At 69.5% G+C, this 22,749-nt stretch carries 20 protein-coding genes; 14 read left to right on the forward strand and 6 right to left on the reverse strand.

The window, feature by feature from the left end; genetic code table 11:
* The coding region (locus tag ACK4IU_RS11060) for an FkbM family methyltransferase (RefSeq protein WP_409734926.1) at positions 1 to 608 on the forward strand (608 nt) is incomplete at its 5' end.
* Between the two features lie 93 nt (positions 609 to 701).
* Here ACK4IU_RS11060 and ACK4IU_RS11065 read toward each other — a convergent pair.
* The 3 genes from ACK4IU_RS11065 to ACK4IU_RS11075 are packed head-to-tail and all read right to left on the reverse strand — an operon-like array spanning position 702 to position 2,303.
* Complete coding sequence (locus tag ACK4IU_RS11065; RefSeq protein WP_409734928.1) at positions 702 to 1,136, reverse strand: NUDIX hydrolase; 435 nt, start codon at positions 1,134 to 1,136, stop codon at positions 702 to 704.
* Positions 1,136 to 1,420, reverse strand: a complete 285-nt coding sequence (locus tag ACK4IU_RS11070) for an NfeD family protein (protein ID WP_409734930.1) — start codon at positions 1,418 to 1,420, stop codon at positions 1,136 to 1,138. The genes ACK4IU_RS11065 and ACK4IU_RS11070 overlap by 1 nt, the downstream gene beginning before the upstream one ends.
* 1 nt (position 1,421) lies before the next feature.
* Entirely contained in the window at positions 1,422 to 2,303 is an 882-nt protein-coding gene (locus ACK4IU_RS11075; protein WP_409734932.1) for an SPFH domain-containing protein, read from the reverse strand.
* A 149-nt stretch (positions 2,304 to 2,452) separates the two neighbouring features.
* Here ACK4IU_RS11075 and ACK4IU_RS11080 point away from each other — a divergent pair, with 149 nt between their 5' ends.
* The 3 genes from ACK4IU_RS11080 to lpxK are packed head-to-tail and all read left to right on the forward strand — an operon-like array spanning position 2,453 to position 4,887.
* Positions 2,453 to 2,698, forward strand: a complete 246-nt coding sequence (locus tag ACK4IU_RS11080) for a DUF4170 domain-containing protein (RefSeq protein WP_409734934.1) — start codon at positions 2,453 to 2,455, stop codon at positions 2,696 to 2,698.
* 3 nt (positions 2,699 to 2,701) lie between these two features.
* On the forward strand, positions 2,702 to 3,898 hold the full coding sequence (locus ACK4IU_RS11085) for a 3-deoxy-D-manno-octulosonic acid transferase (RefSeq protein WP_409734937.1): 1,197 nt from the start codon (positions 2,702 to 2,704) through the stop codon (positions 3,896 to 3,898).
* Complete coding sequence (gene lpxK, locus ACK4IU_RS11090; protein WP_409734939.1) at positions 3,898 to 4,887, forward strand: tetraacyldisaccharide 4'-kinase; 990 nt, start codon at positions 3,898 to 3,900, stop codon at positions 4,885 to 4,887. Before ACK4IU_RS11085 ends, lpxK begins: the two co-directional genes overlap by 1 nt.
* Here lpxK and mnmD read toward each other — a convergent pair.
* A complete protein-coding gene (gene mnmD, locus ACK4IU_RS11095) occupies positions 4,882 to 5,568 on the reverse strand; it encodes a tRNA (5-methylaminomethyl-2-thiouridine)(34)-methyltransferase MnmD (RefSeq protein WP_409734941.1) in 687 nt (228 codons plus the stop codon). The genes lpxK and mnmD overlap by 6 nt on opposite strands.
* Positions 5,569 to 5,610: 42 nt before the next feature.
* Between mnmD and ACK4IU_RS11100 the strand changes: the two genes are divergently transcribed.
* From ACK4IU_RS11100 to ACK4IU_RS11145, 10 genes are all read left to right on the forward strand, one after another.
* Positions 5,611 to 6,666: an NAD(P)/FAD-dependent oxidoreductase gene (locus ACK4IU_RS11100; protein ID WP_409734943.1), complete on the forward strand. Its 1,056-nt coding sequence runs from the start codon at positions 5,611 to 5,613 to the stop codon at positions 6,664 to 6,666.
* A gap of 120 nt (positions 6,667 to 6,786) precedes the next feature.
* Entirely contained in the window at positions 6,787 to 10,242 is a 3,456-nt protein-coding gene (smc, locus tag ACK4IU_RS11105) for a chromosome segregation protein SMC (protein WP_409734946.1), read from the forward strand.
* A 78-nt stretch (positions 10,243 to 10,320) separates the two neighbouring features.
* On the forward strand, positions 10,321 to 10,443 hold the full coding sequence (locus ACK4IU_RS11110) for a hypothetical protein (RefSeq protein ID WP_268815759.1): 123 nt from the start codon (positions 10,321 to 10,323) through the stop codon (positions 10,441 to 10,443).
* A gap of 106 nt (positions 10,444 to 10,549) precedes the next feature.
* The gene (locus ACK4IU_RS11115) at positions 10,550 to 11,800 is read left to right on the forward strand and encodes a sarcosine oxidase subunit beta family protein (protein WP_409734948.1); all 1,251 of its coding nucleotides are present in this window, start codon (positions 10,550 to 10,552) and stop codon (positions 11,798 to 11,800) included.
* Between the two features lie 12 nt (positions 11,801 to 11,812).
* Positions 11,813 to 12,097, forward strand: coding sequence for a sarcosine oxidase subunit delta (locus tag ACK4IU_RS11120; protein ID WP_409734950.1), 285 nt, complete (start codon positions 11,813 to 11,815; stop codon positions 12,095 to 12,097).
* Positions 12,094 to 15,033: a sarcosine oxidase subunit alpha family protein gene (locus ACK4IU_RS11125; RefSeq protein ID WP_409734952.1), complete on the forward strand. Its 2,940-nt coding sequence runs from the start codon at positions 12,094 to 12,096 to the stop codon at positions 15,031 to 15,033. Before ACK4IU_RS11120 ends, ACK4IU_RS11125 begins: the two co-directional genes overlap by 4 nt.
* The gene (locus tag ACK4IU_RS11130) at positions 15,026 to 15,586 is read left to right on the forward strand and encodes a sarcosine oxidase subunit gamma (protein ID WP_409734955.1); all 561 of its coding nucleotides are present in this window, start codon (positions 15,026 to 15,028) and stop codon (positions 15,584 to 15,586) included. The genes ACK4IU_RS11125 and ACK4IU_RS11130 overlap by 8 nt, the downstream gene beginning before the upstream one ends.
* A gap of 72 nt (positions 15,587 to 15,658) precedes the next feature.
* The gene (locus tag ACK4IU_RS11135) at positions 15,659 to 16,318 is read left to right on the forward strand and encodes a helix-turn-helix domain-containing protein (RefSeq protein WP_409734957.1); all 660 of its coding nucleotides are present in this window, start codon (positions 15,659 to 15,661) and stop codon (positions 16,316 to 16,318) included.
* Between the two features lies 1 nt (position 16,319).
* Positions 16,320 to 17,726, forward strand: coding sequence for an FAD-binding oxidoreductase (locus ACK4IU_RS11140; protein WP_409734959.1), 1,407 nt, complete (start codon positions 16,320 to 16,322; stop codon positions 17,724 to 17,726).
* Positions 17,727 to 17,805: 79 nt separating this feature from the next.
* Positions 17,806 to 18,996, forward strand: a complete 1,191-nt coding sequence (locus ACK4IU_RS11145; protein ID WP_409734961.1) for an MFS transporter — start codon at positions 17,806 to 17,808, stop codon at positions 18,994 to 18,996.
* 83 nt (positions 18,997 to 19,079) lie between these two features.
* Here the strand turns inward: ACK4IU_RS11145 and ACK4IU_RS11150 are convergent, their stop codons facing one another.
* Together ACK4IU_RS11150 and ACK4IU_RS11155 are read right to left on the reverse strand one after the other, a co-directional pair.
* Positions 19,080 to 21,056: an FAD-dependent oxidoreductase gene (locus tag ACK4IU_RS11150; protein WP_409734963.1), complete on the reverse strand. Its 1,977-nt coding sequence runs from the start codon at positions 21,054 to 21,056 to the stop codon at positions 19,080 to 19,082.
* A gap of 143 nt (positions 21,057 to 21,199) precedes the next feature.
* Positions 21,200 to 22,645, reverse strand: coding sequence for an aldehyde dehydrogenase family protein (locus ACK4IU_RS11155; RefSeq protein WP_409734965.1), 1,446 nt, complete (start codon positions 22,643 to 22,645; stop codon positions 21,200 to 21,202).
* Between the last annotated feature and the right edge of the window lie 104 nt (positions 22,646 to 22,749).

A 22,749-nucleotide genomic window follows, 5' to 3' on the forward strand; every position in this document is an offset into this window, starting at 1 on the left:
GTTTCACCTCGACGCTTGCCCCCGATCCCGCGATCACGGCCCACATCCATTCCTTCGCCGCGCTGACCGAGGTCACCGCCCGCCAGCCGGTCCGGACCGTCCGGCTGGACGATCTGGCCGACCTGCCCCGGATCGACTGGCTCAAGATCGACATCCAGGGCGGCGAAGTCGCGGCCTTCCGGGGCGGCGCGCGCAAGCTCTCCGCCGCGCTCTGCGTCCAGACCGAGGTCGCTTTCGTCCCGATCTACCGCGACCATCCGCTCTTCGCCGAGCAGGACGCCTGCCTGCGGGACCTCGGCCTGCGTTTCTTCGGCTTCGCCTCGGCTAACCGCTTCCCCTTTACCGGCACGCCGAACGCCCTCTATTTCACCGCGAAACGCCGCGACATCGGCCAGTGGATCGACGCCGACGCGGTCTATCTGGCCGATTTCACCCGGTGGGAGACGCTGCCCTCCCCGGACCTGATCCGGCTCTTCCTCATCGTGACGCTGTGCTATCCCGCGCTTGGCGCGACGCTGCGGCTGGCCGGGCTTCTGGCCGCGCGCGGCCTCCTGCCGGATGGGATCATCCGCCGCCTCATCGACGCAGCCGCCCCGCCACCCGCGTAGGGTGCGCTACAGCGCACCATCCCGCCGCCCTCCGGCGCCATGGTTGACATCCGGTAAACGCCCACGGCCATCCCTCTGAAATCGCAGAATGATTCAGAAATGTCCACCGTGGACAGCCTGCATCTCCGCCCAGACGATCCCGGCCCGCCGCTGCATCTCGGGCACCGCCTTCGGATGCCCGAGGAAGCCCGAGACCGGCATCAGCTCCCATCCCTGCCCCTCGTCCCCGAACCGAATCGCCGCGATCTCCTGCGGGCTGATCCAGCCGCCGAAGAAGACCGCCTGCCGCCCGGCCTCGACCATCGAGGGGAAGACTCGCCGCCAGACCAGCCGGCTGGCCGGCAGGCGCAGCCCGAACTCCTCCCACAACTCGCGCAGCAGGCAGTCCTCGGGCGTCTCCGCCCCCTCGCGTCCGCCGCCGGGCAGGTCCCAGAGCCCTGGCCAGCGCAGGTCGGGCCGGTCGTCGCGCAGGCAGGTCAGCACGGAGGCCCCGCAGAACAGCGCCGCCTTGGCCCCGGTGAAATCCACTACCGCTGATCGTTGATGTCGCGGTCCCAGATCTTGACCTGGCCCTCGCGCACGCCGACCACCCGGCGCAGCACGGCCCATGCCGCCACCGACAGCACGGCGAAGATCAGCACCAGCGCCGCCAGCCCGCCCGGCGCGAGGCCGATGCCGACCAGCACCCCGGTGAGCACCGCCCCGATGGCGAAGCCCAGGAAGATGTAGCCCGGCGCCAGCACCTCGAGCACCCCGAGCGCAAAGCCGAGTATCACCCACGCCCACCAGGTTCCCGCGATCGACGGCAGCATGTCAGCCCCGTCCTTTCAGCATCTTGAACGCATCGCCGAAGGCCTCCAGCGCGTTCGCCGGCACCAGGATCGTCTGCTTGCCCTGGCCCGTGGCCACGGCCTGCAACGCCTCGACCTGCTTCAGCGCGACCTGGAACTGCGCGGCCTCCAGGCCGTTTTCCTTGATCGCTCCGGCGATCACACCTGTCGCATAGGCCTCGGCATCCGCCGTCACCCGCCGCGCCTTGGCGGCCTGTTCGGCGGCGTAGAGATCGGCGTCGGCGGCCAGCTCGACCGAGCGTTTCTTGCCCTCGGCCTCCATCACCTGCGCCCGCCGCGCCCGTTCGGCGTTCAGCTGCTGCAACATGGCCGCCCGCGTCGCCTCGTCCAGGTTCACGTCCAGGATCTCGGCCCGAGTGACCTCCACCCCCCAGTCATCGACCATCGCCGTCACCTGCTCGCGCACGCGCTCGATCAACTGGGCGCGGTTCGACTGCACCTGGTCCAGCTCCAGCTTGCCGATTTCCGACCGGACGATCCCGGCGACCGTGGTCGCGATCGCCCCGTCCACGTCGCGGATCCGGTAAACGGTCTTTTCCGGCTCCGTCACCCGGTAGAAGACCGAGGTCTCGACCTTCACCAGTACGTTGTCCGCCGTGATCGCGTCCTGGCTGGCGTTCGGCAGCTGGCGCTCCAGCACCGACACCTTGTGCGCGATACGGTCCAGGAACGGGACGACGAAGTTGATCCCCGGCCCCAGGACCGAGCGCAGGCGCCCGAACCGTTCCACCACATGCTTTTCCGATTGCGGCACGATCCGCACGCCCAGGAACACGCACAGGATGATGAACAGCGCGATGGCCAGGTAGACCCCGGGCCAGCCAATCAGGAAACCAAGGTCCATGACAATCCCTCCAGACCAAAGACCGCCACGTCGGGCGCCCACGGGAATGTGACCCCTGATCCCGGTGCGTGCAAGACCCTTGCCCCGACTTCCCCCTGCCCGGCGAACAAGATAGGGTCGCGCCGCGTCTGAAACGAACGGAGCCGATCATGACCCAGCGCCTGCACCTTGTCTTTGGTGGCGAGTTGGTGGACCCGCAGAAGAACGTCTTCCGCGATGTCAGCCAGATCCATATCGTCGGCATGTTCCCGGACTATGACAGCGCCTTCAAAGCCTGGAAGGGCGAGGCGCAGCGCACCGTGGACAACGCCCACATGCGCTATTTCATCGCCCATATCCACCGGCTGCGCGACGAATCCGCGCCGGCCTCGGCGACCGAGGAACTGGGTCACTGATCCATGGCGGCCTCGCTGGGCCTCACGCTCTACAACCTCGGCCAGCGGCGCGACCCGGCCGAGGCGGGCGAGCGTCCGGCGCGGCCCGCCGGGCGGCTGGTCTGGCTGCACGCGCCCGGCGAGGCGCTTGTCAGCCCGGTGCGTGCCCTGGCAAGACGGCTGGTCGAGGAGGACGGCCTGCCGGTCCTGATGACCGCGCCGCAGCCCGGGCCGGACCTGCCGGGCGTCATCCTGCAGCCGCCGCCCCCGGACAATCCAGCCGACGCGCGCACCTTCCTTGACCACTGGCGCCCCGAGATCGCCGTCTTCGCCGGAGGCCAGCTGCGCCCCGCCGTGATGCACGAGACGGCCGAGCGTGCCATTCCCATGCTCGTGGTCAACGGCAAGGCCCCGGCCTTCCTGCGGGAACGCGACAGCTGGTATCCCGGCCTGATGCGGCAGGCGCTGGGGCGGTTCCGGGCGATCCTCGCCGTGGACGAGGCTGCGGCACGCGCCTTCCGCAAGGGCGGTGCGAACCTGTCGGCGGTCGCGGTGGTCGGGCGGATGGAGGAGGAAAGCACGGTCCTGCCGGCGCAGGAGGCCGAGCGGGCGGCGCTGTCCAGGCTCTTGTCCGCGCGGCCGGTCTGGTTCGCCGCGGGCATCCCCGAGGCCGAGGAGGCCGCCGTCCTGGAGGCGCATCGCCTGGCCCTGCAGCACTCGCACCGGCTCTTGCTGATCCTGATGCCGGAAAACCCGTCGCGCGCCGCACCGCTGGCCGCCGCGCTGGAGGCTTCGGGCGACTGGGGGGTGGCCGAACGCGCGCGGGACGAGGATCCGCAGCCCGAAACCGAGATCCTGATTGCGGACAATCCCGCCGAATACGGGCTGTGGTACCGGCTCGCGCCGATCACCTTCCTGGGCGGAACCCTGTCGGGCAAGGGCCCGGTGCGCGACCCGATGGAGGCGGCGGTGCTGGGTTCGGCCATCCTGCACGGGCCGAAGACCGGGCAGGCGGGGCTGGTGCTGGGACGGCTGGGCGCGGCGCGGGCGACGCGGGCGGTGGCCTCGGCGGCCGGACTTGGAGAGGCGCTGGGCGATCTTCTGGCGCCCGACCGCGCGGCGCGGCTGGCGCAGGCGGCCTGGACGGTCGCCAGCGACGGCGCCGAGGTGACCGAACGGGTCATGCAGCGCATCCGCGCCATCATGGATGGCGAAGAGTGATGCGCGCCCCCCGGTTCTGGTTCGCGCCGCCCGACCGGCCGGGCCTGATGCCGCGCCTTCTGGCGCCGCTGGGCCGGCTCTACGCGGCGGGCACCGCGCGTCGGCTGCGCCAGCCGGGTTACGCGCCTCGCGTCCCGGTGATCTGTGTCGGCAACCTGACGGCGGGCGGAGCGGGCAAGACCCCGACGGTGATCGCGCTGGTCGAGCGGCTGTCGGCGCGCGGCCATGCGGTGCATGTGGTCAGCCGGGGCTATGGCGGGCGGCTGGAAGGGCCGGTGCGGGTCGATCTCCTGCACCACGCGGCGGCTGAGGTCGGAGACGAGCCGCTATTGCTCGCGGCTTTCGCGCCGGTCTGGGTGGCCAAGGACCGTGCCGCCGGCGTCCGGGCGGCCGAGGCGGCGGGGGCGCACGTCATCCTGATGGACGACGGGTTCCAGAGCCCGGCGGTGAGGCCCGCGCTGTCGCTCTTGGTGGTCGATGCCGCGCGCGGCTTCGGCAACGGCCGCTGCATCCCCGCCGGCCCCCTGCGCGAGCCGGTGGCGGTGGGATTGGCCCGGGCGGACCTTGTGCTGACCATCGGCGATGCGGCGGCGCAGGCGCGGTTCGATGGTCTCTGGGGCCCTGCCGTCGCGCCGCCGCGCCTGCGCGGGCGGCTCGCGCCGCTGGCGATGGGGATGGACTGGCAGGGCGCCCGCGTGCTGGCCTTCGCCGGCATCGCCGATCCCGACCGCTTTTTCACCACCTTGCGCGCCGAGGGGGCCGAGGTGGTCCGAGGCGAGGCTCTGGGCGATCACGAAGTGCTGTCCGAGACCCTTCTGAAACGGCTTGAAGCCGAGGCCGCCGCCGCCGGGGCGCAGCTGGTGACGACGGAAAAGGACGCGGCGCGGCTGTCTCCCGCCTGGCGGTCGCGGGTGCTGACGCTGGTCGTGCGCCTGCGGGTCGAGGACTGGGCGCCGCTCGACGCCCGGCTGGCGGCGCTGGGCCTATAGGCCGGGAAGCCGCCCCGTGGTCATGTGCCGCTTGCGCCCGAAGCCGGGGCGGCGGCTGACATCGAACCCCGCATCGGCCAGCGCACGGCGGACATGGCCCGCAGCGGTGTAGGTGGCGAAGGTTCCCCCCGGCGCGGTGTGGGCCGCCACCGCACGCATCAGGTCGTCCGACCAGAGTTCGGGGTTCTTCGCCGGCGAGAACCCGTCGAGGAACCAGGCATCGGCGCGGCCCTGCCACCCCGGCAGCGTTTGCCGCGCGTCGCCGACGACGATCCGGGCCGTTAGGTTCGGAAACTTCAGCTCGCGCGTGCCGGTGGCCCATTGCTCGCGCAGACGGTGCGAGATTTCGTCAAGTTCCGGAAAGGCCCGATGCGCACGTTCCATCTCGGCGGCGGATAGCGGGAAGGCCTCGAAGCTGGTGTAGTGCACCCGCGCCGGCCCCCGGTGCGCGGCCAGAAGCGCCAGGAGGTTCAGCCCGGTGCCGAAGCCCAGTTCCGCCACCTGGAACCCCTCGCAAAGCCGCGCGGGCAGGTCGTTCCCGGCAAGGAACACATGCCGCGTCTCCTCCAGGCCCCCGGCCAGCGAGAAATAGGGGTCGTCGAACCGGCGCGAGACCGGGATCACATCGTCGCGCCAGTCAAGCTCCGGGGGCGTCTCTGGGGTCTGGTCGGCAGGGGGCATCGGGAGTAGTCCTTTCCCGGTTCATGGCGCCGGGGCAGGGGAATGGCAAGCATCGACGTGACGATCCGGGGCGCGGGGATCTTCGGGCTGTCCATCGCCTGGGCCTGCCTTCGGCGCGGGGCAAAGGTGCGGGTGATCGAGGTGGCGCAGCCCGGCGCGGGGGCCTCGGGCGGTCTGGTGGGGGCGCTGTCGCCGCATGTGCCCGAGGCGTGGAACGACAAGAAGGCCTTCCAGCTCGACAGCCTCCTGATGGCGGCGGACTGGTGGGCGGCGGTCGAGGCTACCTCGGGTCTCTCGTCGGGCCATGCGCGGACGGGCCGGCTGCAACCCCTGGCCGATGACCGCGCCCTGGCCGCCGCGCGGCGACGGGCGGAAGAGGCGCGGGTCCTGTGGCGTGGGCTGGCCGACTGGCAGGTGGTCCCGGCGACGGGCGCGGCGTGGGAGCCCGCCTCGCCCTCGGGCTGGCTGGTGCGCGACACGCTCTCGGCCCGGCTTTCGCCCCGGATGGCGCTGTCGGCGCTGGTCGCGGCGTTGCGGGCGGGCGGGGCCCAGATCGCGGGACCCGAGGCTGCCGAGGCGGGCGCCGTGGTCCATGCGACCGGCGTCGCCGGATTGCAGGACCTGTCGCGCGCCTTCGGCCTGCCGGTCGGATCGGGGGTGAAGGGGCAGGCGCTGGCCCTGCGGCACGACGCGCGCGAGGCGCCGCAGCTTTTTGTCGATGGCCTGCACATCGTGCCGCATGCCGATGGCACCGTGGCGATCGGCTCGACCTCCGAGACGACCTGGACCGGGGACGGTCCCGATGCCCGGCTCGACGCGCTTCTGGACCGCGCGACTGCCGCCCTTCCGGTGCTGCGCGGCGCCGAGGTCGTGGCGCGCTGGGCCGGGGTCAGGCCCCGCGCCGCCAGCCGTGCGCCGCTCCTCGGCCCCTGGCCGGGGCGGCCGGGGCAGTTCGTGGCGAATGGCGGCTTCAAGATCGGCTTCGGCGTGGCGCCCAAGGTCGCAGAGGTCATGGCCGAGCTGGTGCTGGAGGGCCGGGACGAGATCCCGCCCGGCTTCCGGTTCGAGGCGCTCCTGCCCGGCGCGGGCCCGGTCTGAGCCGGCGCCACCCGCAACATCTTGGGGATAACCCGCCCGCTTCCGCCCAGATGCGGGGGGTCGGGTTGACTCCTGCGCCCCCCGGCGGGAACATCCCCACTCGCGACTCGTGAGTGTGCCTTGCGTCTGACCCGACTGCGCCTGAACGGCTTCAAAAGCTTTGTCGACCCCACGGATCTGGTGATCCACGAGGGGCTGACCGGCGTTGTCGGCCCCAATGGTTGCGGCAAGTCGAACCTGCTCGAGGCGTTGCGCTGGGTGATGGGCGAGACACGGGCCAGCGCGATGCGCGGCGGCGGGATGGAGGACGTGATCTTCAACGGCTCGGCCAGCCGGGGCGCGCGGCATTTTGCCGAGGTCGCGCTGCTGATCGACAACTCGGACCGCGTCGCGCCCGTGGGCTTCAACGATGCCGACCAGATCGAGATCGTGCGGCGGATCACCCGCGACGCGGGCTCGGCCTACCGCTGCAACTCCAAGGACGTGCGGGCGCGGGATGTGCAGATGCTGTTCGCCGATGCCTCGACCGGGGCGCACAGCCAGGCGCTGGTGCGGCAGGGGCAGATCTCGGAACTGATCAACGCCAAGCCCAAGGCCCGCCGCCGGGTGCTGGAAGAGGCCGCCGGGATCAGCGGGCTTTACGCGCGCCGGCACGAGGCGGAACTGAAGCTGTCGGGCGCCGAGACGAACCTGACGCGCGTGGACGACGTGCTGGAGCAACTGGCGCAGCAGTTGTCCGTCCTGACCCGGCAGGCCAAGCAGGCCGCGCGCTACCGCGAGATTTCCGAGGAGTTGCGCAAGTCGGAAGGCATGCTGCTCTGGCGCCGCTGGCGCGAGGCGGACGAGGCGCGGTCCCAAGCCGAGGCCGTGCTGCGCGAACGTCTGATCGCCCAGCACCAGGCCGAGGCGGCGGCACGGGCGGCGGGCAAGGCCCGCGAGGCGGCCGAGGACGCCCTGCCGCCGAAGCGCGAGGAGGAGGCGATCGCGTCTGCAATCCTGCAACGGCTGATCCTGCAGCGCGACGCGCTGGGCGACCAGGAGGCGCGCGCCCTGGCGCAGATCGACACGCTGAAAGGTCGGATAGAGCAACTGACCCGCGACATGGAACGCGAGGCGGGCCTGAACCGCGACGCGGGCGAGGTGATCGAGCGGCTGGACTGGGAGATCGAACAGCTCGCCCGCGCCCATGACGGGCACGACGAGAAACTCGCCGAGGCGGTGGAGGCCGCGCGCGAGGCGGGCGCCGTGCTGGCCGAACGCGAGGCGGCGCTGGCCGAACTGACCGAGGATGCCGCCCGGCTGGCGGCACGGCACCAGTCCACCCAGCGGATGCTGGCCGACACGCGGTCGGTGCTGGACCGCGCCGAAGAGCAGGCCGCAGCCGCGCGCGAGGCGGTGGCCGCCGCGACGGGCGCGCTGGAGGCGGCGGGCGAGGCCTTCGCCGCCGCCGAAGAGGCGCAGGAAGCCGCCGTGGCCGAGACCGAGGCGACCGAGGCCGCGCTTGAGGCCGCCGAGGCCGCCCGGGCCGAGACCCAGGGCCGCGAGGCCGAGGCGCGGGCGGCGCGATCCTCGGCCGAAGGCGAGGCCTCGGCGCTGCGGGCGGAAGTGGCGGCGCTGGCGCGGCTGGTAGAGCGCGAGGCGCAGGCCGGATCGCAGCTTCTGGACCGGCTGGAGGTGGAGCCGGGCTATGAGAAGGCGCTGGGCGCGGCCCTGGCCGACGACCTCCGCGCGCCCGAGGTCGCCCCCGAGGCCCGGTCGGGCTGGGCGGTCCTGGCGCCCTATGGCGATTCGCAACCCCTGCCCGCCGGGGCAGAGCCTCTGGGGGCCCGGGTGAAGGCCCCGGCGGTGCTGGCGCGGCGCCTTTCGCAGATCGGTCTGGTCAGACGTGGACAGGGCTTCCAGCTTCAGGCGGACCTGCGGCCGGGCCAGCGGCTGGTCAGTCTCGAAGGCGATCTCTGGCGTTGGGACGGGTTCCGCGCCGGGGCCGAGGATGCGCCCTCGGCGGCGGCGCTGCGCCTGCAACAGCTCAACCGCCTCGTCCAGCTGAAGCGCGATCTTGAGGAGGTCGCCGCCCGGGCCGACGGCGCCCGGCAGGCGCATGAGGCCCTGCAAGCCCGCCTGCAGGAACTGGCAACAGCCGACCAGCGCGCCCGCGATGCCCGGCGCGCCGCCGATGCCCGTCTGGCCGAGGCGAACCGTGCCCTGGCCCGCGCCGAGGCCGACCGCTCCATCGCCGGCGGCAAGCTTGAAGCCGCGCGGCTTGCCGTCGGCCGCTTCGAGGACGAGGCGATGGCCGCCCGCGCGCGGCTGAAGGAGGCCGAGGCGGCCATGGCCGATCTGGGCGATCTGGACGCGGCGCGCGGGGCGGTCGAGGCCGCGAAAATCACCGTCGAGGCCGCGCGCATCACCATGATGACCCGCCGCTCGGCCCAGGACGAGGTCCGCCGCGAGGGCGAGGCGCGGGTGCGGCGCCGGCAGGAGGCGGTGAAGGAACTCTCCGGCTGGAAGCACCGCCTGGAAACCGCCTCGAAGCGGACCGAGGAACTGACCGCACGCCGCGCCGAGACCGAGGCGGAACTGGCCGAGGCGATGCTGGCACCCGAGGAAATCGCCGCCCGGCGCGACGAACTGGTAGAGGCCATCGCCGAGGCCGAAGAGCGCCGCCGCCGCGCCGCCGATGCCCTGGCGGAGGCCGAGGGAAGCTTGCGCGAGGCGGCGATGGCCGAACGCGAGGCCGAACGCCTGGCCGGCGAGGCGCGCGAAGCCCGCGCCCGCGCCGAGGCCCGGCTGGATGCCGCCCGCGAGGGCGTGGCGCTGGCCGCCGAGCGCATCGCCGAGGAGGACGACCGGACGCCGGACGAACTGCTCGCATCGTTGCGCACCGACCCCGACAAGATGCCGGACGCGGAAACGCTGGATCACGAGGTGATCCGCCTGAAACGCCAGCGCGAGGCGCTGGGCGCGGTGAACCTGCGGGCGGAGGAGGACGCCAAGGCGGTCGAGGCCGAGTATGACGCCCTCGCGACGGAAAAGGCCGACCTCGAAGAGGCGATCAAGAAGCTTCGCGCCGGGATCGCGGGCCTGAACAAGGAGGGCCGCGAGCGTCTGCTGACCGCCTTCGAGCAGGTGAATGCGAATTTCTCGACCCTATTCACCCATCTCTTCGGTGGCGGCGAGGCGCGGCTGGTGCTGGTGGAAAGCGACGATCCGCTTGAGGCCGGCCTCGAAATCCTCTGCCAGCCGCCCGGCAAGAAACTGGCGACCCTCTCCCTCCTCTCCGGCGGGGAACAGACCCTGACCGCGCTGGCGCTGATCTTCGGCGTGTTCCTGGCCAACCCCGCGCCGATCTGCGTGCTGGACGAGGTCGACGCGCCGCTGGACGACGCCAACGTGACGCGCTTCTGCGACCTTCTGGACGAGATGACCCGCCGCACCGACACGCGCTTCCTCATCATCACCCACCACGCCGTGACGATGGCGCGGATGGACCGCCTGTTCGGCGTGACGATGCAGGAACAAGGGGTCAGCCAGCTTGTGTCGGTGGACCTGAAGAAGGCCGAGGCGCTGGTCGCCTGAAGCGGGCGGATGGTTAACTGACTGGCAACCAGAATCGGGCAGAACGGTACGGGAACAAACCGTAGCCAGGGCCTGAACATGCAGATGCTCCTCTCCGCCACCACGATCCTTGTGCTCTTCGCCTGGGCGCAGGAAGAAGTCGCCAAGCTCCCCCCCGCATGGTCGCCGTTCTCGGCCATCGAAGCGGCCGTGAATCCCTGACCTCACGTCTGCGCGCCGTGGCGAAAACGGCGGCGCGCGTGGCGAAAACCGGCAGCCTCCTGCGCCGAAACGGGCCTACAACCGGCCCCAAAGCAGGAGAAGGCCCATGCGCTATTCCGGATTTCGGGTCATTGCCGAGGCATTGACCGGCCACAAGGGCTGGAAGCCCGTCTGGCGCGACCCGACCCCCAAGGCCGAATACGACTACATCATCATCGGCGGCGGCGGGCACGGGCTGGCGACAGCCTATTACCTGGCCAAGGAATTCTGCCAGTCGCGGATCGCAGTGCTGGAGAAGGGCTACCTCGGCGGCGGCAACGTGGGCCGCAACACCACGATCATCCGGTCGAACTACCTGCTCGACGGCAACGAACCCTTCTACGAATTCTCGCTGAAGCTCTGGGAGGGGCTGGAGCAGGACTTCAACTACAACGCCATGGTCAGCCAGCGCGGGATCATCAACCTGATCCACACCGACGCGCAGCGCGACGCGGCCACAAGGCGTGGCAATGCGATGATGATGCACGGGGCGGACGCGCGGCTTCTGTCGCGCGACGAGGTCCGCCAGATGTATCCCTGGCTGAACTTCGACAACGCCCGCTTCCCGATCAAGGGCGCGCTGATGCAGCCGCGCGGCGGCACGGTGCGGCACGACGCGGTGGCCTGGGGCTATGCGCGCGGGGCCGACCAGCGCGGCGTGGACCTGATCCAGAACTGCGAAGTCACCGGCATGCGGATCGAGAACGGCCGGATCAGGGGCGTCGAGACTACCCGAGGCTACATCGGCGCGAAGAAGGTCGGCGTGGCCGTCGCGGGGTCCTCCTCGAAAGTCATGGCCCATGCCGGCATGCGTCTGCCCATCGAAAGCCATGTCCTGCAAGCCTTCGTCTCCGAGGGCCTGAAGCCCCTGATCGACGGCGTGATGACCTTCGGCGCGGGGCATTTCTACGTCAGCCAGTCCGACAAGGGCGGCCTTGTCTTCGGCGGCGACATCGACGGCTACAACTCCTACGCCCAGCGCGGCAACCTGCCGGTGATCGAGGACGTGGCCGAGGGCGGCATGGCGCTGATGCCCGCCATCGGACGGGTGCGCCTGCTGCGGACCTGGGGCGGCATCATGGACATGTCGATGGACGGCTCGCCCATCATCGACAAGACCCATGTCGAGGGCCTCTACTTCAACGGCGGCTGGTGCTACGGCGGGTTCAAGGCGACCCCGGCCTCGGGCTGGTGCTTCGCGCATCTGTTGGCGAAGGATGAGTCACATTCAACGGCCAGGGCCTACCGCTTCGACCGGTTCCTCAAGGGCCTGATGATCGACGAAAAAGGGCAAGGCGCGACCCCGAACCTGCATTGATGGAATAAACGAATGATCATTCACCATCCGATCCTCGGCCCCCGCGATGCGCAGGAATTCGTCTATCTCGGCGATGCCTCCCTTATCGACCGCCCCGATGGCATGACCGCGGGCGTAGAGGCGTTCCACGACTACCTCTACCAGCGGACCAACCCTGCGGGCGAACACCAGGAGCTTTGGTATCACGAACAGGGGGACCGCTCCTGGCTGGTCGTCACCCGCAACACCGTCACGCACGAGATTACCAGGGTCGAACTCGCCCGCGACGTGGCGCGGGCCCGGGGGCGCACGAAATGACCCAGTCGCATCGCATTGACGGCGGCCAGATCGACCGCACGAAGACGCTCCGCTTCACCTTCGACGGCATCCCCTACCAGGGCCATCCCGGCGACACGCTGGCCTCGGCGCTTCTCGCCAACGGCGTCCGGCTGATGGGCCGCAGCTTCAAGTATCACCGCCCGCGCGGCCCGATTTCCGCTGGGTCCGAGGAGCCGAACGCGCTCGTGGAACTGCGCAGCGGCGGGCGGCAGGAGCCGAACACCCGCGCCACCGTGGCGGAACTGTTCGACGGGCTGACGGCCAACAGCCAGAACCGCTGGCCCAGCCTGCGCTTCGACGCCATGGGGATCAACGACCGGCTGTCCTCGTTCTTCGCGGCCGGGTTCTACTACAAGACCTTCATGTGGCCCAAGTCCTTCTGGGAAAAGCTGTATGAGCCGATCATCCGCCGCGCGGCGGGCCTTGGCTCGGTCACGCGGGAAGAGGACCCGGACGCCTATGACAAGGGTTTCCTGCACTGCGATCTGCTGGTCATCGGGGCGGGTCCCGCGGGCCTTATGGCCGCTCTGACGGCCGGGCGGGCAGGCAAGCGGGTGATCCTGGCGGATGAGGATTTCCGCATGGGCGGGCGTCTGAACGCCGAAACTCATGCGATCGGCAACACCCCCGGCGCCGACTGGGCGGCGGCCACGGTGGCCGAACTGTCCTCCATGCCCAATGTTCGCCTGATGGCCCGCACCACGGTCATCGGCGCCTTCGACCACGGCATCTACGGCGCGGTCGAACGTGTCTCGGACCACCTTCCCACCCCCGCGAAGGGCAAGCCGCGCCAGATCCTGTGGCGGATCTATTCGCAGCGGGCGGTCCTGTGCGGTGGCGCCACCGAACGCCCCATCGCATTCGAGAACAACGACCGTCCCGGCATCATGCTGGCCGGTGCCTTGCGGGCCTATGCGAACCGCTGGGGCGTCAAGGTCGGCGAGCGGGTGGCGGTCTTCACCAACAACGACGACGGCATCCGCACGGCGCTGGACCTGCGGGCCAAGGGTGTGGACGTGGTCGCCGTGATCGACAGCCGCCCGGTGGGCGACCTCCTCCCCGGCATCCGTCATCTGCATGGGGCCGAGGTCATCGACACCTCGGGCAAGCTGGGCCTGAAGGCGATCACGGTCCGCCAGTCGAACGGTGCGACCGAGACCATTGCGGTCGATGCACTGGGCGTGTCGGGCGGCTGGAATCCGAACGTGAACATCCATTCACATCACCGCTCGCGCCCCGTCTATGACGCCGGCATCGCCGCCTTTGTCCCCGGTCCCGAAGGCCCGCCCGGCCTTCTGGTCGCAGGGGGCGCCGCCGGGCAGATGTCCACCCATGCCGCGCTGAAGACCGGCCGCGACGCCGCCATCGCCGCGCTGGACCTCGGCACCGCGCCCGACCTGCCGCAGGCCGAGGACGCGCCCGTCCGCATCTCGCCGCTGTGGTTCGTCCATCACGGCAAGGGCCGCGCCTGGATCGACCAGCAGAACGACGTCACCGTCAAGGACGTGAAGCTGGCGAAGCAGGAAAACTTCACCAGCGTCGAGCATCTGAAGCGCTACACCACGCTTGGCATGGCGACCGACCAGGGCAAGACCGGCAACGTGATCGGCCTTGCGATCATGGCCGAGCTAACCGGCCGGTCGATCCCCGAAACCGGTACCACGATCTACCGCCCGCCCTATACTCCCGTCGCCATGGGCGCGCTGGCGGGCCGGTCGCGGGGCAAGGAATTCAAGCCCTTCCGCCTGACCCCCTCCCACCACTGGGCCAGGGAACAGGGCGCGATCTTCGTCGAGGTCGGCAACTGGCTCCGCACCCAATGGGTCCCGAAACAAGGCGAAACCGAATGGCGGCAGTCCGTCGACCGAGAGGTTCTGGCGACCCGGAAATCCGTCGGCATCTGCGACGTGACCACGCTCGGCAAGATCGACATTCAGGGCACCGACGCCGGGGCCTTCCTCGACCGGGTCTATGCCAACACCTTCTCGACCCTGCCCGTCGGCAAGTGCCGTTACGGCCTCATGCTGCGCGAGGACGGGATCGTCTTCGACGACGGCACCACCGCGCGGATGGGCGAGCATGAATATGTGATGACCACCACCACGGCCAACGCCGTGACGGTCTTCCGGCACCTGGAATTCTGCCGTCAGTGCCTCTGGCCCGAGATGGACGTGCAGCTCATCTCGACCACCGAGGCCTGGGCGCAGTTCTCGGTCGCGGGTCCCAACGCGCGGAAACTGCTGGAGAAAGTCGTCGATCAGGACATCTCCGACGCCGCCTTCCCCTACATGGGTGCGGGCAACATCACCGTCTGCGGCGGCCTGCGGGCGCGGCTCTTCCGCATCAGCTTCTCGGGCGAACTGGCCTATGAGATCGCCGTGCCCACCCGCTATGGCGACGCGCTTCTGCGCGAGATGCTGGCGCGGGGCAAGGAATTCGACCCCATCGTCTATGGCACCGAGGCGCTTGGCGTCATGCGGATCGAGAAGGGCCATGTCGCGGGCGGGGAACTCAACGGCCAGTCCACCGCGCTGAACATGGGGCTGGGCAAGATGGTGTCGAAGAAGAAGGACGCCATCGGCATGGTCCTCAGCCAGCGCGAGGGGATGGTGGACGAAAACGGCTATCGCCTCGTCGGCGTGAAGCCGGTGGACCCGAACGGCAAGCTTACCGCCGGCGCGCATTTCCTTGAAAGAGGCGCGGCGCCGGTGGCGGCGAACGATGGCGGCTGGCTGACCTCCAAGGTCTATTCGCCGCATCTCGGCCATGACATCGCGCTGGGCTACCTCAAGGGCGGCGACCGCAAGATCGGCCAGCGCATGCGCGCGGTGAACCTGCTGGCCGGCCTTGATACTGAGGTCGAGATCATCTCGCCCCACATGTTCGACCCGGAAGGAGTGCGTCTCCGTGGCTAGTCTCCAGCCCCTCACCGCGCTTGGCAAACGCGAAGCGACCGCCGTCACCCACGGCCCGCTGACCATCAGCGAACGTACCGACGTTGCCCTCGCCTCGCTCGCCGCCCGCAAGGGCCGGATGGCCGACCTCTCCGTTGCCGCACAGAAGGCGGGCGTTCCGCTTCCGGGTCCCGCCACCCATCAGGCCGGAACACCCTACTCCGCCTTCTGGGTCGCGCCCGAGATGTGGTTCGTCGAAGCGCCCCATGCGACCCACGAGCTGATCGCCGACCTTCTCAAGTCCGCCATGGGCGATGCGGCCAGCATCACCGAACAGACCGACGCCTGGGTCGCCTTCGACCTTGCGGCCGCCGACCTGACACCGATCCTCGAACGGCTCTGCAACGTGGATTACGCCACCGTCCCGAACGGCTACGCCACCCGTACGGTGATGGAGCATCTGGGCGTCTACCTCGTCAAGCACGGCCCCGGCGCCGCCCGCGTCTACGGACCCCGGTCCAGCGCCGAAAGCCTGCTGCATGCCATCGAGACGGCGGCCCACGCGGTCCACTAGCGTCGCGCTTGCCTGAAAGCGTGTTTCCCGGTAGTGAAATCAAATGTAGTGGTTCCACTCGGGATTGTGCCCATGTCAGACGGCGACGCCATTCCATCCCTTCCGCGCGGCAAACCGGCCTTCGACCAGGACCCGCACCGCGTCCGCGAGATCAGCGAGCGCAACCTCGAGGCCGCCATCGGGCGCGAGGTGCGGAACTTCCGCCGCCAGCAGGGGATGACCGTGGCCGACCTCGCCAATGTCACGGGCCTGTCGATCGGGATGCTGTCGAAGATCGAGAACGGCAACACTTCTCCCTCGCTGACGACCCTTCAGGTCCTGAGCCACGCCTTTTCCGTGCCCGTCACCGCCTTCTTCCGCAGCTACGAGGAACGCCGCGAGGCGCAGCATGTGAAGGCGGGCGAACATGTCGAGATCGAACGCCGTGGCACCCGGGCCGGGCACCAGTACAACCTTCTCGGCCATATCGGGTCGAACAATTCGGGCGTGGTGGTCGAACCCTACATCATCACGCTGACCACCGAGAGCGACACCTTCCCCGCCTTCCAGCACGAGGGGTTGGAACTTCTCTACATGCTCGAAGGCGAGGTCGATTACCGGCACGGCGATGCGGTCTACCCGCTGAAGCCGGGCGACAGCCTATTCTTCGACGCCGATGCGCCGCATGGGCCGGAAACTCTGGTCAAGCTTCCCGCGCGTTACCTCTCGGTCATCGCCTACCCGCAGGGCTGACATGCTGACCGCAGACCTGGCCGCCGCAATCGGGGCCGCGCATGTCCTGACCGGCCCCGACATGGCCCGCTACGCCCGCGACTGGATGGGCCGCTACGAGGGCCAGCCGGTCGCGGTCATCCGCCCCGGATCGACCGCCGAAGTGGCCGCCTGTGTGAAGATTGCTGCGCAGCATGGCGTGCCCGTCGTGCCCATCTCGGGCAACACCGGCCTTGTCGGCGGGACCATGACGCAAGGTGGCCTGATGCTCTCACTCGAACGGATGAACCGCATCCGGCAGGTCAAGCGCGACGCCCGCCTTGTCATTGCCGAGGCCGGGGTCATCCTCACCCGCCTGCACGAAGCCGCTGAAAGGGAAGGGCTATACTTCCCCCTCTGGTTCGGCGCCCGGGGCTCGGCCATGCTGGGCGGCGTCCTCTCCACCAACGCGGGCGGCTCGAACGTCCTGCGCTACGGCTCCACCCGCGGCCTCTGCCTTGGGCTGGAGGTCGTCCTGCCCGACGGCCGCGTGTTGAACCTCATGTCCGAACTGCACAAGGACAACTCCGGCTATGACCTGAAAAACCTTTTCATAGGCGCCGAGGGCACGCTTGGCATCATCACCGCCGCCGTGATGAAATTCGTCCCCGCACCGCGCGCCCATGCCACGGCCACGCTTGCCGCCCGCTCGCTTCCCGATGCGCTGACCCTCCTGAACCGCATGCAGGAAGCCACCGGCGGCCGGGTCGAGGCGTTCGAATTCATGCCCCGCACCTACTCTGAACGCCTGAACGAAGTCCGCCCTGACCTCGGCCTGCCATTCGACCACATCCCCGAAGTCACCATCCTGATCGAAGCCGCTACCACCGTCCCGCACGAGGCCACCCCGGACGCGAACGGCGACATCCCCCTCGTCCTCACGTTGGAAACCATCTTGGCCGAGATGATGGAGGCGGGCCTTGTCACCGACGCCGTCCTCGCCCGCAGCGAACAGCAGCGCCGAGCGATGTGGGCACGGCGCGAGGCCGCCGCCGAGATCGGAGTGGGCCTTTACCCCGAGGTCGATACCGATGTCTGCCTGCCTCTCGACAAGGTCGACACTTTCCTGACCCAAGCCATAGCAAGACTCGAAACCCTCGACCCCGGCGCGCGCACGATCACGGTCGCGCATCTCGGCGACGGCAACCTCCACTTCACCGCCTACCCGACGCGGGACGACAGGGCGCTAAAGGACCGGGTGCTTGAGGCCATCGAGGATGTCGTGGCCGACCTCGGCGGCAGCTTCTCGGCCGAACATGGCGTGGGCCTGTCGAAACTTTCGTCGATGCGGCGCCGCAAGGACCCGGTGGCGCTCGACGTGATGCGGACGGTGAAACTGGCGCTCGACCCACAGGGCCTCATGAACCCCGGCAAGGTCATCCCCCCCTGAGCCCAGAATTTTCGTCGAAAATTCCTGGGCCTTGCGCGGAACCTTGCGGCCACGTCGCGCCCGGGATAGCCAGTCGGCCATGCCAGCCATCCGCCTCTGCATTTCCGATCCGGCGCTGCGCGCCGCGGGTCTTGTCATGGCCCTGCAAGGCGCGGTCGCCTGTTCCTTCGGCCCCTATTTCTCGACCCTCGCTGTCAACACCTTCGGCTTCGGCGACCGCGGCTATGCCGTCCTTCTCGCATTGTCGTCCCTTGCCTCGGTCTCGGCCTCGGTGATCGGCGGCATCCGCGCCGACCAGACCGCGAACCGGCGGCGCGTGACCCTGACCGCCGTCCTGTCGCTCCTGCTCGGCGCCTTCCTGATGTCGGTCGCCCCCGGCCCCTGGGTCTTCGCCCTGACCGCCGCTCTGCTGATCCCGATCAGCAGCATCACCTTCGGCCAGGTCTTTGCGCTCGCCCGACTTGCCGCCACCCGACACCCGGCCGAAGAGCGCGACGGCATCATGGCCGTCATCCGCGCCCTCTTCGCCTTTCCCTTCGTCGTCGTCCTGCCGCTCTGGTCCTTCGCCTTCGCCGCCGGAGCGCCCGTCGCCGCGATCTTCCCGGTGGCGCTGGTCCTGTCCGCCGCGATGCTTGCCACCGTCCTGCGCCTCTGGCCCGCCGACGGCCGCACCCCCTGGGACGACCGCCCGTCGGGACTCAGCTTCCGTGCCGCGCTGGCCGAGACGGGCCGCCCCCGCATCGCGGCGCGCGTGATCGCCCTCGGCGCGGTTTTCAGCGCCTCGACGGTCTACATGGCCATCGTCTCGCTGGTCATGGTGCCCGATGTCGGCCGCTCGACCTCTGACGTGGCGCTTTATGTCGGGCTGGTGGCGGGCCTCGAAGTGCCGTTCATGCTGCTGATCCCCGGCCTGACCAGGGGCATCCCGCGCACCCGGCTGATCTTCGCCGGCGCGGCGCTCTACAGCCTGCATGTCGCGCTCTTGCCTATGCTGGCCGGCTCGCCCCTCGTCTGGCTTCTGGTCCTGCCCGCCGCGGTGGGCGGGGCCGTCACGCTGACGGTCCCGATCGCCTACCTGCAGGATCTCATGGCCGACCGTCCCGGGGCGGGGGCCTCGCTCATGGCGCTGCAGCGGCTTGCCGGCGACGTGATCGCGGCAAGCTGCTTTGCCCTCGGCACGACCCTCGCCGGATACGGCACCGTCGCGCTTCTTGGCGTGGTCGCCTCGCTGCTGGGGGCGGCCGCACTTCTCATGGCCGATCCGCGCTGAATTGCTGCGCAGCGAAGCGCGTGGAATGCTGCGGGAATGCTGCGCAGCAAATCATTGCAATCAATGACTTGCCGCGGCGGCCGTCATAGCGACAGGCCAAGCTTCCGCCCGTCGTGGAAGGCATAGGCCGCAAGCCTTGGCGCCGCGCAGTCGCCGATCCGGTGCAGCACCTTTCCCTCGATCGCCTCGGGCAGCACATCGAACGCCCGGTTCGTCGTCGCCATCACCAGACCCGAGGCCGGGATCACCTCCTCCGCGCCGGTCAGGAACGACCGCACCGTCACCCCGTCCCCATGCCAGCGGACCAGCCGGTGCTCGGCCAGCATCCGCACCCCCAGCGCTCCAAGCCTCCGCCGTGCCACCCCGTCCGCCGCCGTCCGCGCCAGTTCCTTGCCGACGAAGGCCTCCGGTGTGACGATGGTCACGTGCCTGCCCGCCTCGGCCAAGGCCCAGGCCGTGCCCACCCCGCGCCAGTTGCCGCCCTCGTCATAGACCACCACCGCGTCCCCCAGCCGCGCCTCGCGCCGCAGGACCGCCTCTGGCGACCACACACCGCCCGCCTCGATCCCCGGCAGGGCAGGCTCTTCCGGCACCCAGCGCTGAAAGCCGCTTTCATCGGGCAGCGAGCCCGTGGCCACCACCACCACCCCGGCCGGGTGCGCCGCCACCTCCTCGGCGTCAAGGAAGGTGTTCAGCCGCAACCGCACCCCCAGCCTGTCGAACTGCCGCTCGTACCAGTCCATCAGCTCCAGGATCTGCCCGCGCCGCGGCTGCATCCCCGCCAGCCGGAACTGCCCGCCGACCACCGGCGCGGCCTCGACGATCTCCACCCGGTGCCCGCGTTCCGCCGCGACCCGCGCCGCCTCCAGCCCCGCAGGCCCCGCGCCCACCACCAGCACCTCCTTCGGCTCGGGCGCGGCGACGAACCGGTCCCCGCCCCATTCGAACTCGCGCCCCGCACTCGGGTTGATGAGGCAGGAGATCCAGTAATCCCGGCTGCGCCGCCCCCAGCACATCTGGTTGCACGAGATGCAACCCCGCACGTCCTCCGCCCGCCCCTCGGCCACCTTCCGCGCCAGATGCGGGTCGGCGATCTGGCCGCGCACGATCGACACCAGGTCCGCCAGGCCGGAGGCGATGATCGCCTCGCCGTTCTCCGGCGTCCTGACCCCGGCTTCCGAGGTCACCACGGCATGTTTCAACTCCCGCTTCAGGACTTGCGTCAAAGGCGTCGTCAGCTTCTCGCCATGGGTAAACGGAGGAATGATCGACTCGAACTCCAGGTAAGACCCGGCCCCGACCGTCACATAGTCCACATGACCGGTTCGGTCGTGCAGCGACAGGATTTCGGTCAAAGCCTCGGCCCCCAGGGTCACCGCATAGGCCTCGGAATAGCTGACCGCGAGACCCACGACGAAATCCTCGCCGCAGGCCCGCCGGATGCGCTCGATCAGCGTTCGGGAAAAGCGGGTGCGGTTTTCCAGCGAGCCGCCCCACTGATCCGTCCGCCGGTTCGACCACGGCGTCCAGAACTGGTCCAGAAGCGAGTGATAGGCCGCCCAGACCTCCACCCCTTGAAAGCCCGAGGCCTTGGCCCGCACCGCCGCTGCGACATGGGCCTCCAGAAGCTCCTCGACCTCGGCCTCCGTCATGGCATGCGAGCCATCGCTGTCGTGATACGACGGCCCACCAGAGGGGGACCAGTGCGGCGCGAAGCTCAGGTCCGAATCGCCATGCGCGCCGATATGGTAAAGCTGCTGGAGGATGACCGCCCCCGCGTCCTTCACCTCGTCGGTGATCTGCCGGAAGGCGGGGATGACCGCGTCATCCGAATGCAGGAAGTTGCCCCGGGTCAGGACCCCCGTCCGGTGCACCGGCACGGGTTCGGCCACCACCATCGCCGCCCCGCCCAGGGCGCGCTCCAGCAGGTACTTGCCGAAGCGTGGCCCCGGCATGCCCTGGTCCGACATGTTCGCGGTATGCGCGCCAAAGACGATGCGGTTGCGCAGCGTGTGGTCGCGCAGTTTCAGCGGGGACATCAGGCGGGGATGCTGGGTCATGGGGGCCTCCGTTCGCCCCCATGTCAGCCAATCTCGACACCTGTGTCAAGTTTTCCGGGCGCCGGTCCCCTGACCCCGGAGTTTTCGAAAACTCCGGACCGGAGCCTTCAAAGGCTCCGATGCGATTTCTTCGAAGAAATCGCTTACTCCGCCGCCACGTCCCAGCCCGAAATCGCCTTGACCTCCAGGAACTCCTCGATCCCCCAGACCCCGCCTTCCCGCGCCCGACCGCTGGCCTTCACGCCTCCGAAGGGCGCCCCCGCGCCGCGCGACTTGCCGTTCATCTCCACCATCCCGGCCCGCAACTGTCGTGCCAGCCGGTTCCGCCGCGCGCCGTCCGCCGACTGGACATAGTTGGTCAGCCCGTAGGGCGTGTCGTTGGCGATGCGCACCGCCTCTTCCTCGCTGTCGAAGGGCATCATGCAGAGGACCGGGCCGAAGATTTCCTCGCGCTCGATGGTCATTCCGGGTTTCACATCGGCAAAGACCGTGGGGCGGACGTAGAAGCCCTTGTTCATCCCCTCGGGCAGGCCAAGACCGCCCGCCACCAGCCGAGCGCCTTCGTCGATGCCCTTCTGGATATACGCCTGGATCTGGTCCCATTGCCGCTTGTTCACCACCGGGCCGATATGCTTGCCGGGTTCGCTCGCCGGACCCACCTTGATCCCGTTCGCCACCTCGGCCGCGATCTCGACCGCCCGGTCGTAGAAGCTGCGTTCCACCAGCATCCGGCTCGGCGCGTTGCAGCTTTGGCCCGAGTTGTTCATCATATGCCGCACGCCGCGTTCCACCGCCCGCGCGTCGGCATCGGCGAAGACCAGGTTTGCGCCCTTGCCGCCCAGTTCCAGCGTGACCCGCTTCAGGGTCTCGGCCGCGGCCTTGCTGATCGCGCGGCCGGCCCGGGTGCTGCCGGTGAAACTGATCATCTCGACATCCGGGTGGCTCGACAGCCGCGTGCCGACCCCGGCGCCGTCGCCGTTCACCAGGTTGAACACGCCCGGCGGCACGCCCGCGTCATGGCAGAATTCTGCAAAAAGCATCGAGGACAGGGGCGCCTCTTCCGAAGGCTTCAGCACGCAGGTGCAGCCCGCCAAGAGCGCCGGGATCACCTTCAGCGTCACCTGGTTCATCGGCCAGTTCCAGGGCGTGATCAGGCCCACCACCCCGATCGGCTCCAGTGCAATCATGGTGTCGGGGGCATGCGGACCCAGCGGCCGGATCCATTCCATGTGGTCGAAGGCCTTGAGGAAGTTCTTCAGGTGCCAGGGCAGGCACTCCGCCTGGTCGTCGCGGCTCATGTCGATGGGGGCGCCCATCTCCAGGCTGATCGCCTGCGCCATCTCCTCCTTGCGCAGGTGATACTGCTCCAGGATGCCCTCGACGACCTTGCGCCGCTGGGCGGGATCGGTCGCCGCCCAGGCCGGGAAGGCCGCCTTCGCCGCAGCCACCGCCCGGTCGGTATCCGCCTCGGACCCCAGCGAGATCACCGCGCAGACCTCTTCGGTCGAGGGGTCGATCACCTGGCAGTCCCTCGCCTCAAGGGGCGCGACCCATGTCCCGTCGATGTAGAATTCGCGCTTCTCGATCATGGCCGGCCTCCGAATGGTTGGAATTTGATCATATCCTGACAGGTGGCGCGGCCGGCCACAAGGGCGGGCGTCCGACCTTTCCGGTTACCTGACGCGCGCCGATA

Origin of the sequence: Tabrizicola flagellatus, assembly GCF_046295235.1 — a bacterium.
GTDB classification, from domain to species: Bacteria; Pseudomonadota; Alphaproteobacteria; order Rhodobacterales; family Rhodobacteraceae; genus Tabrizicola; species Tabrizicola flagellata_A.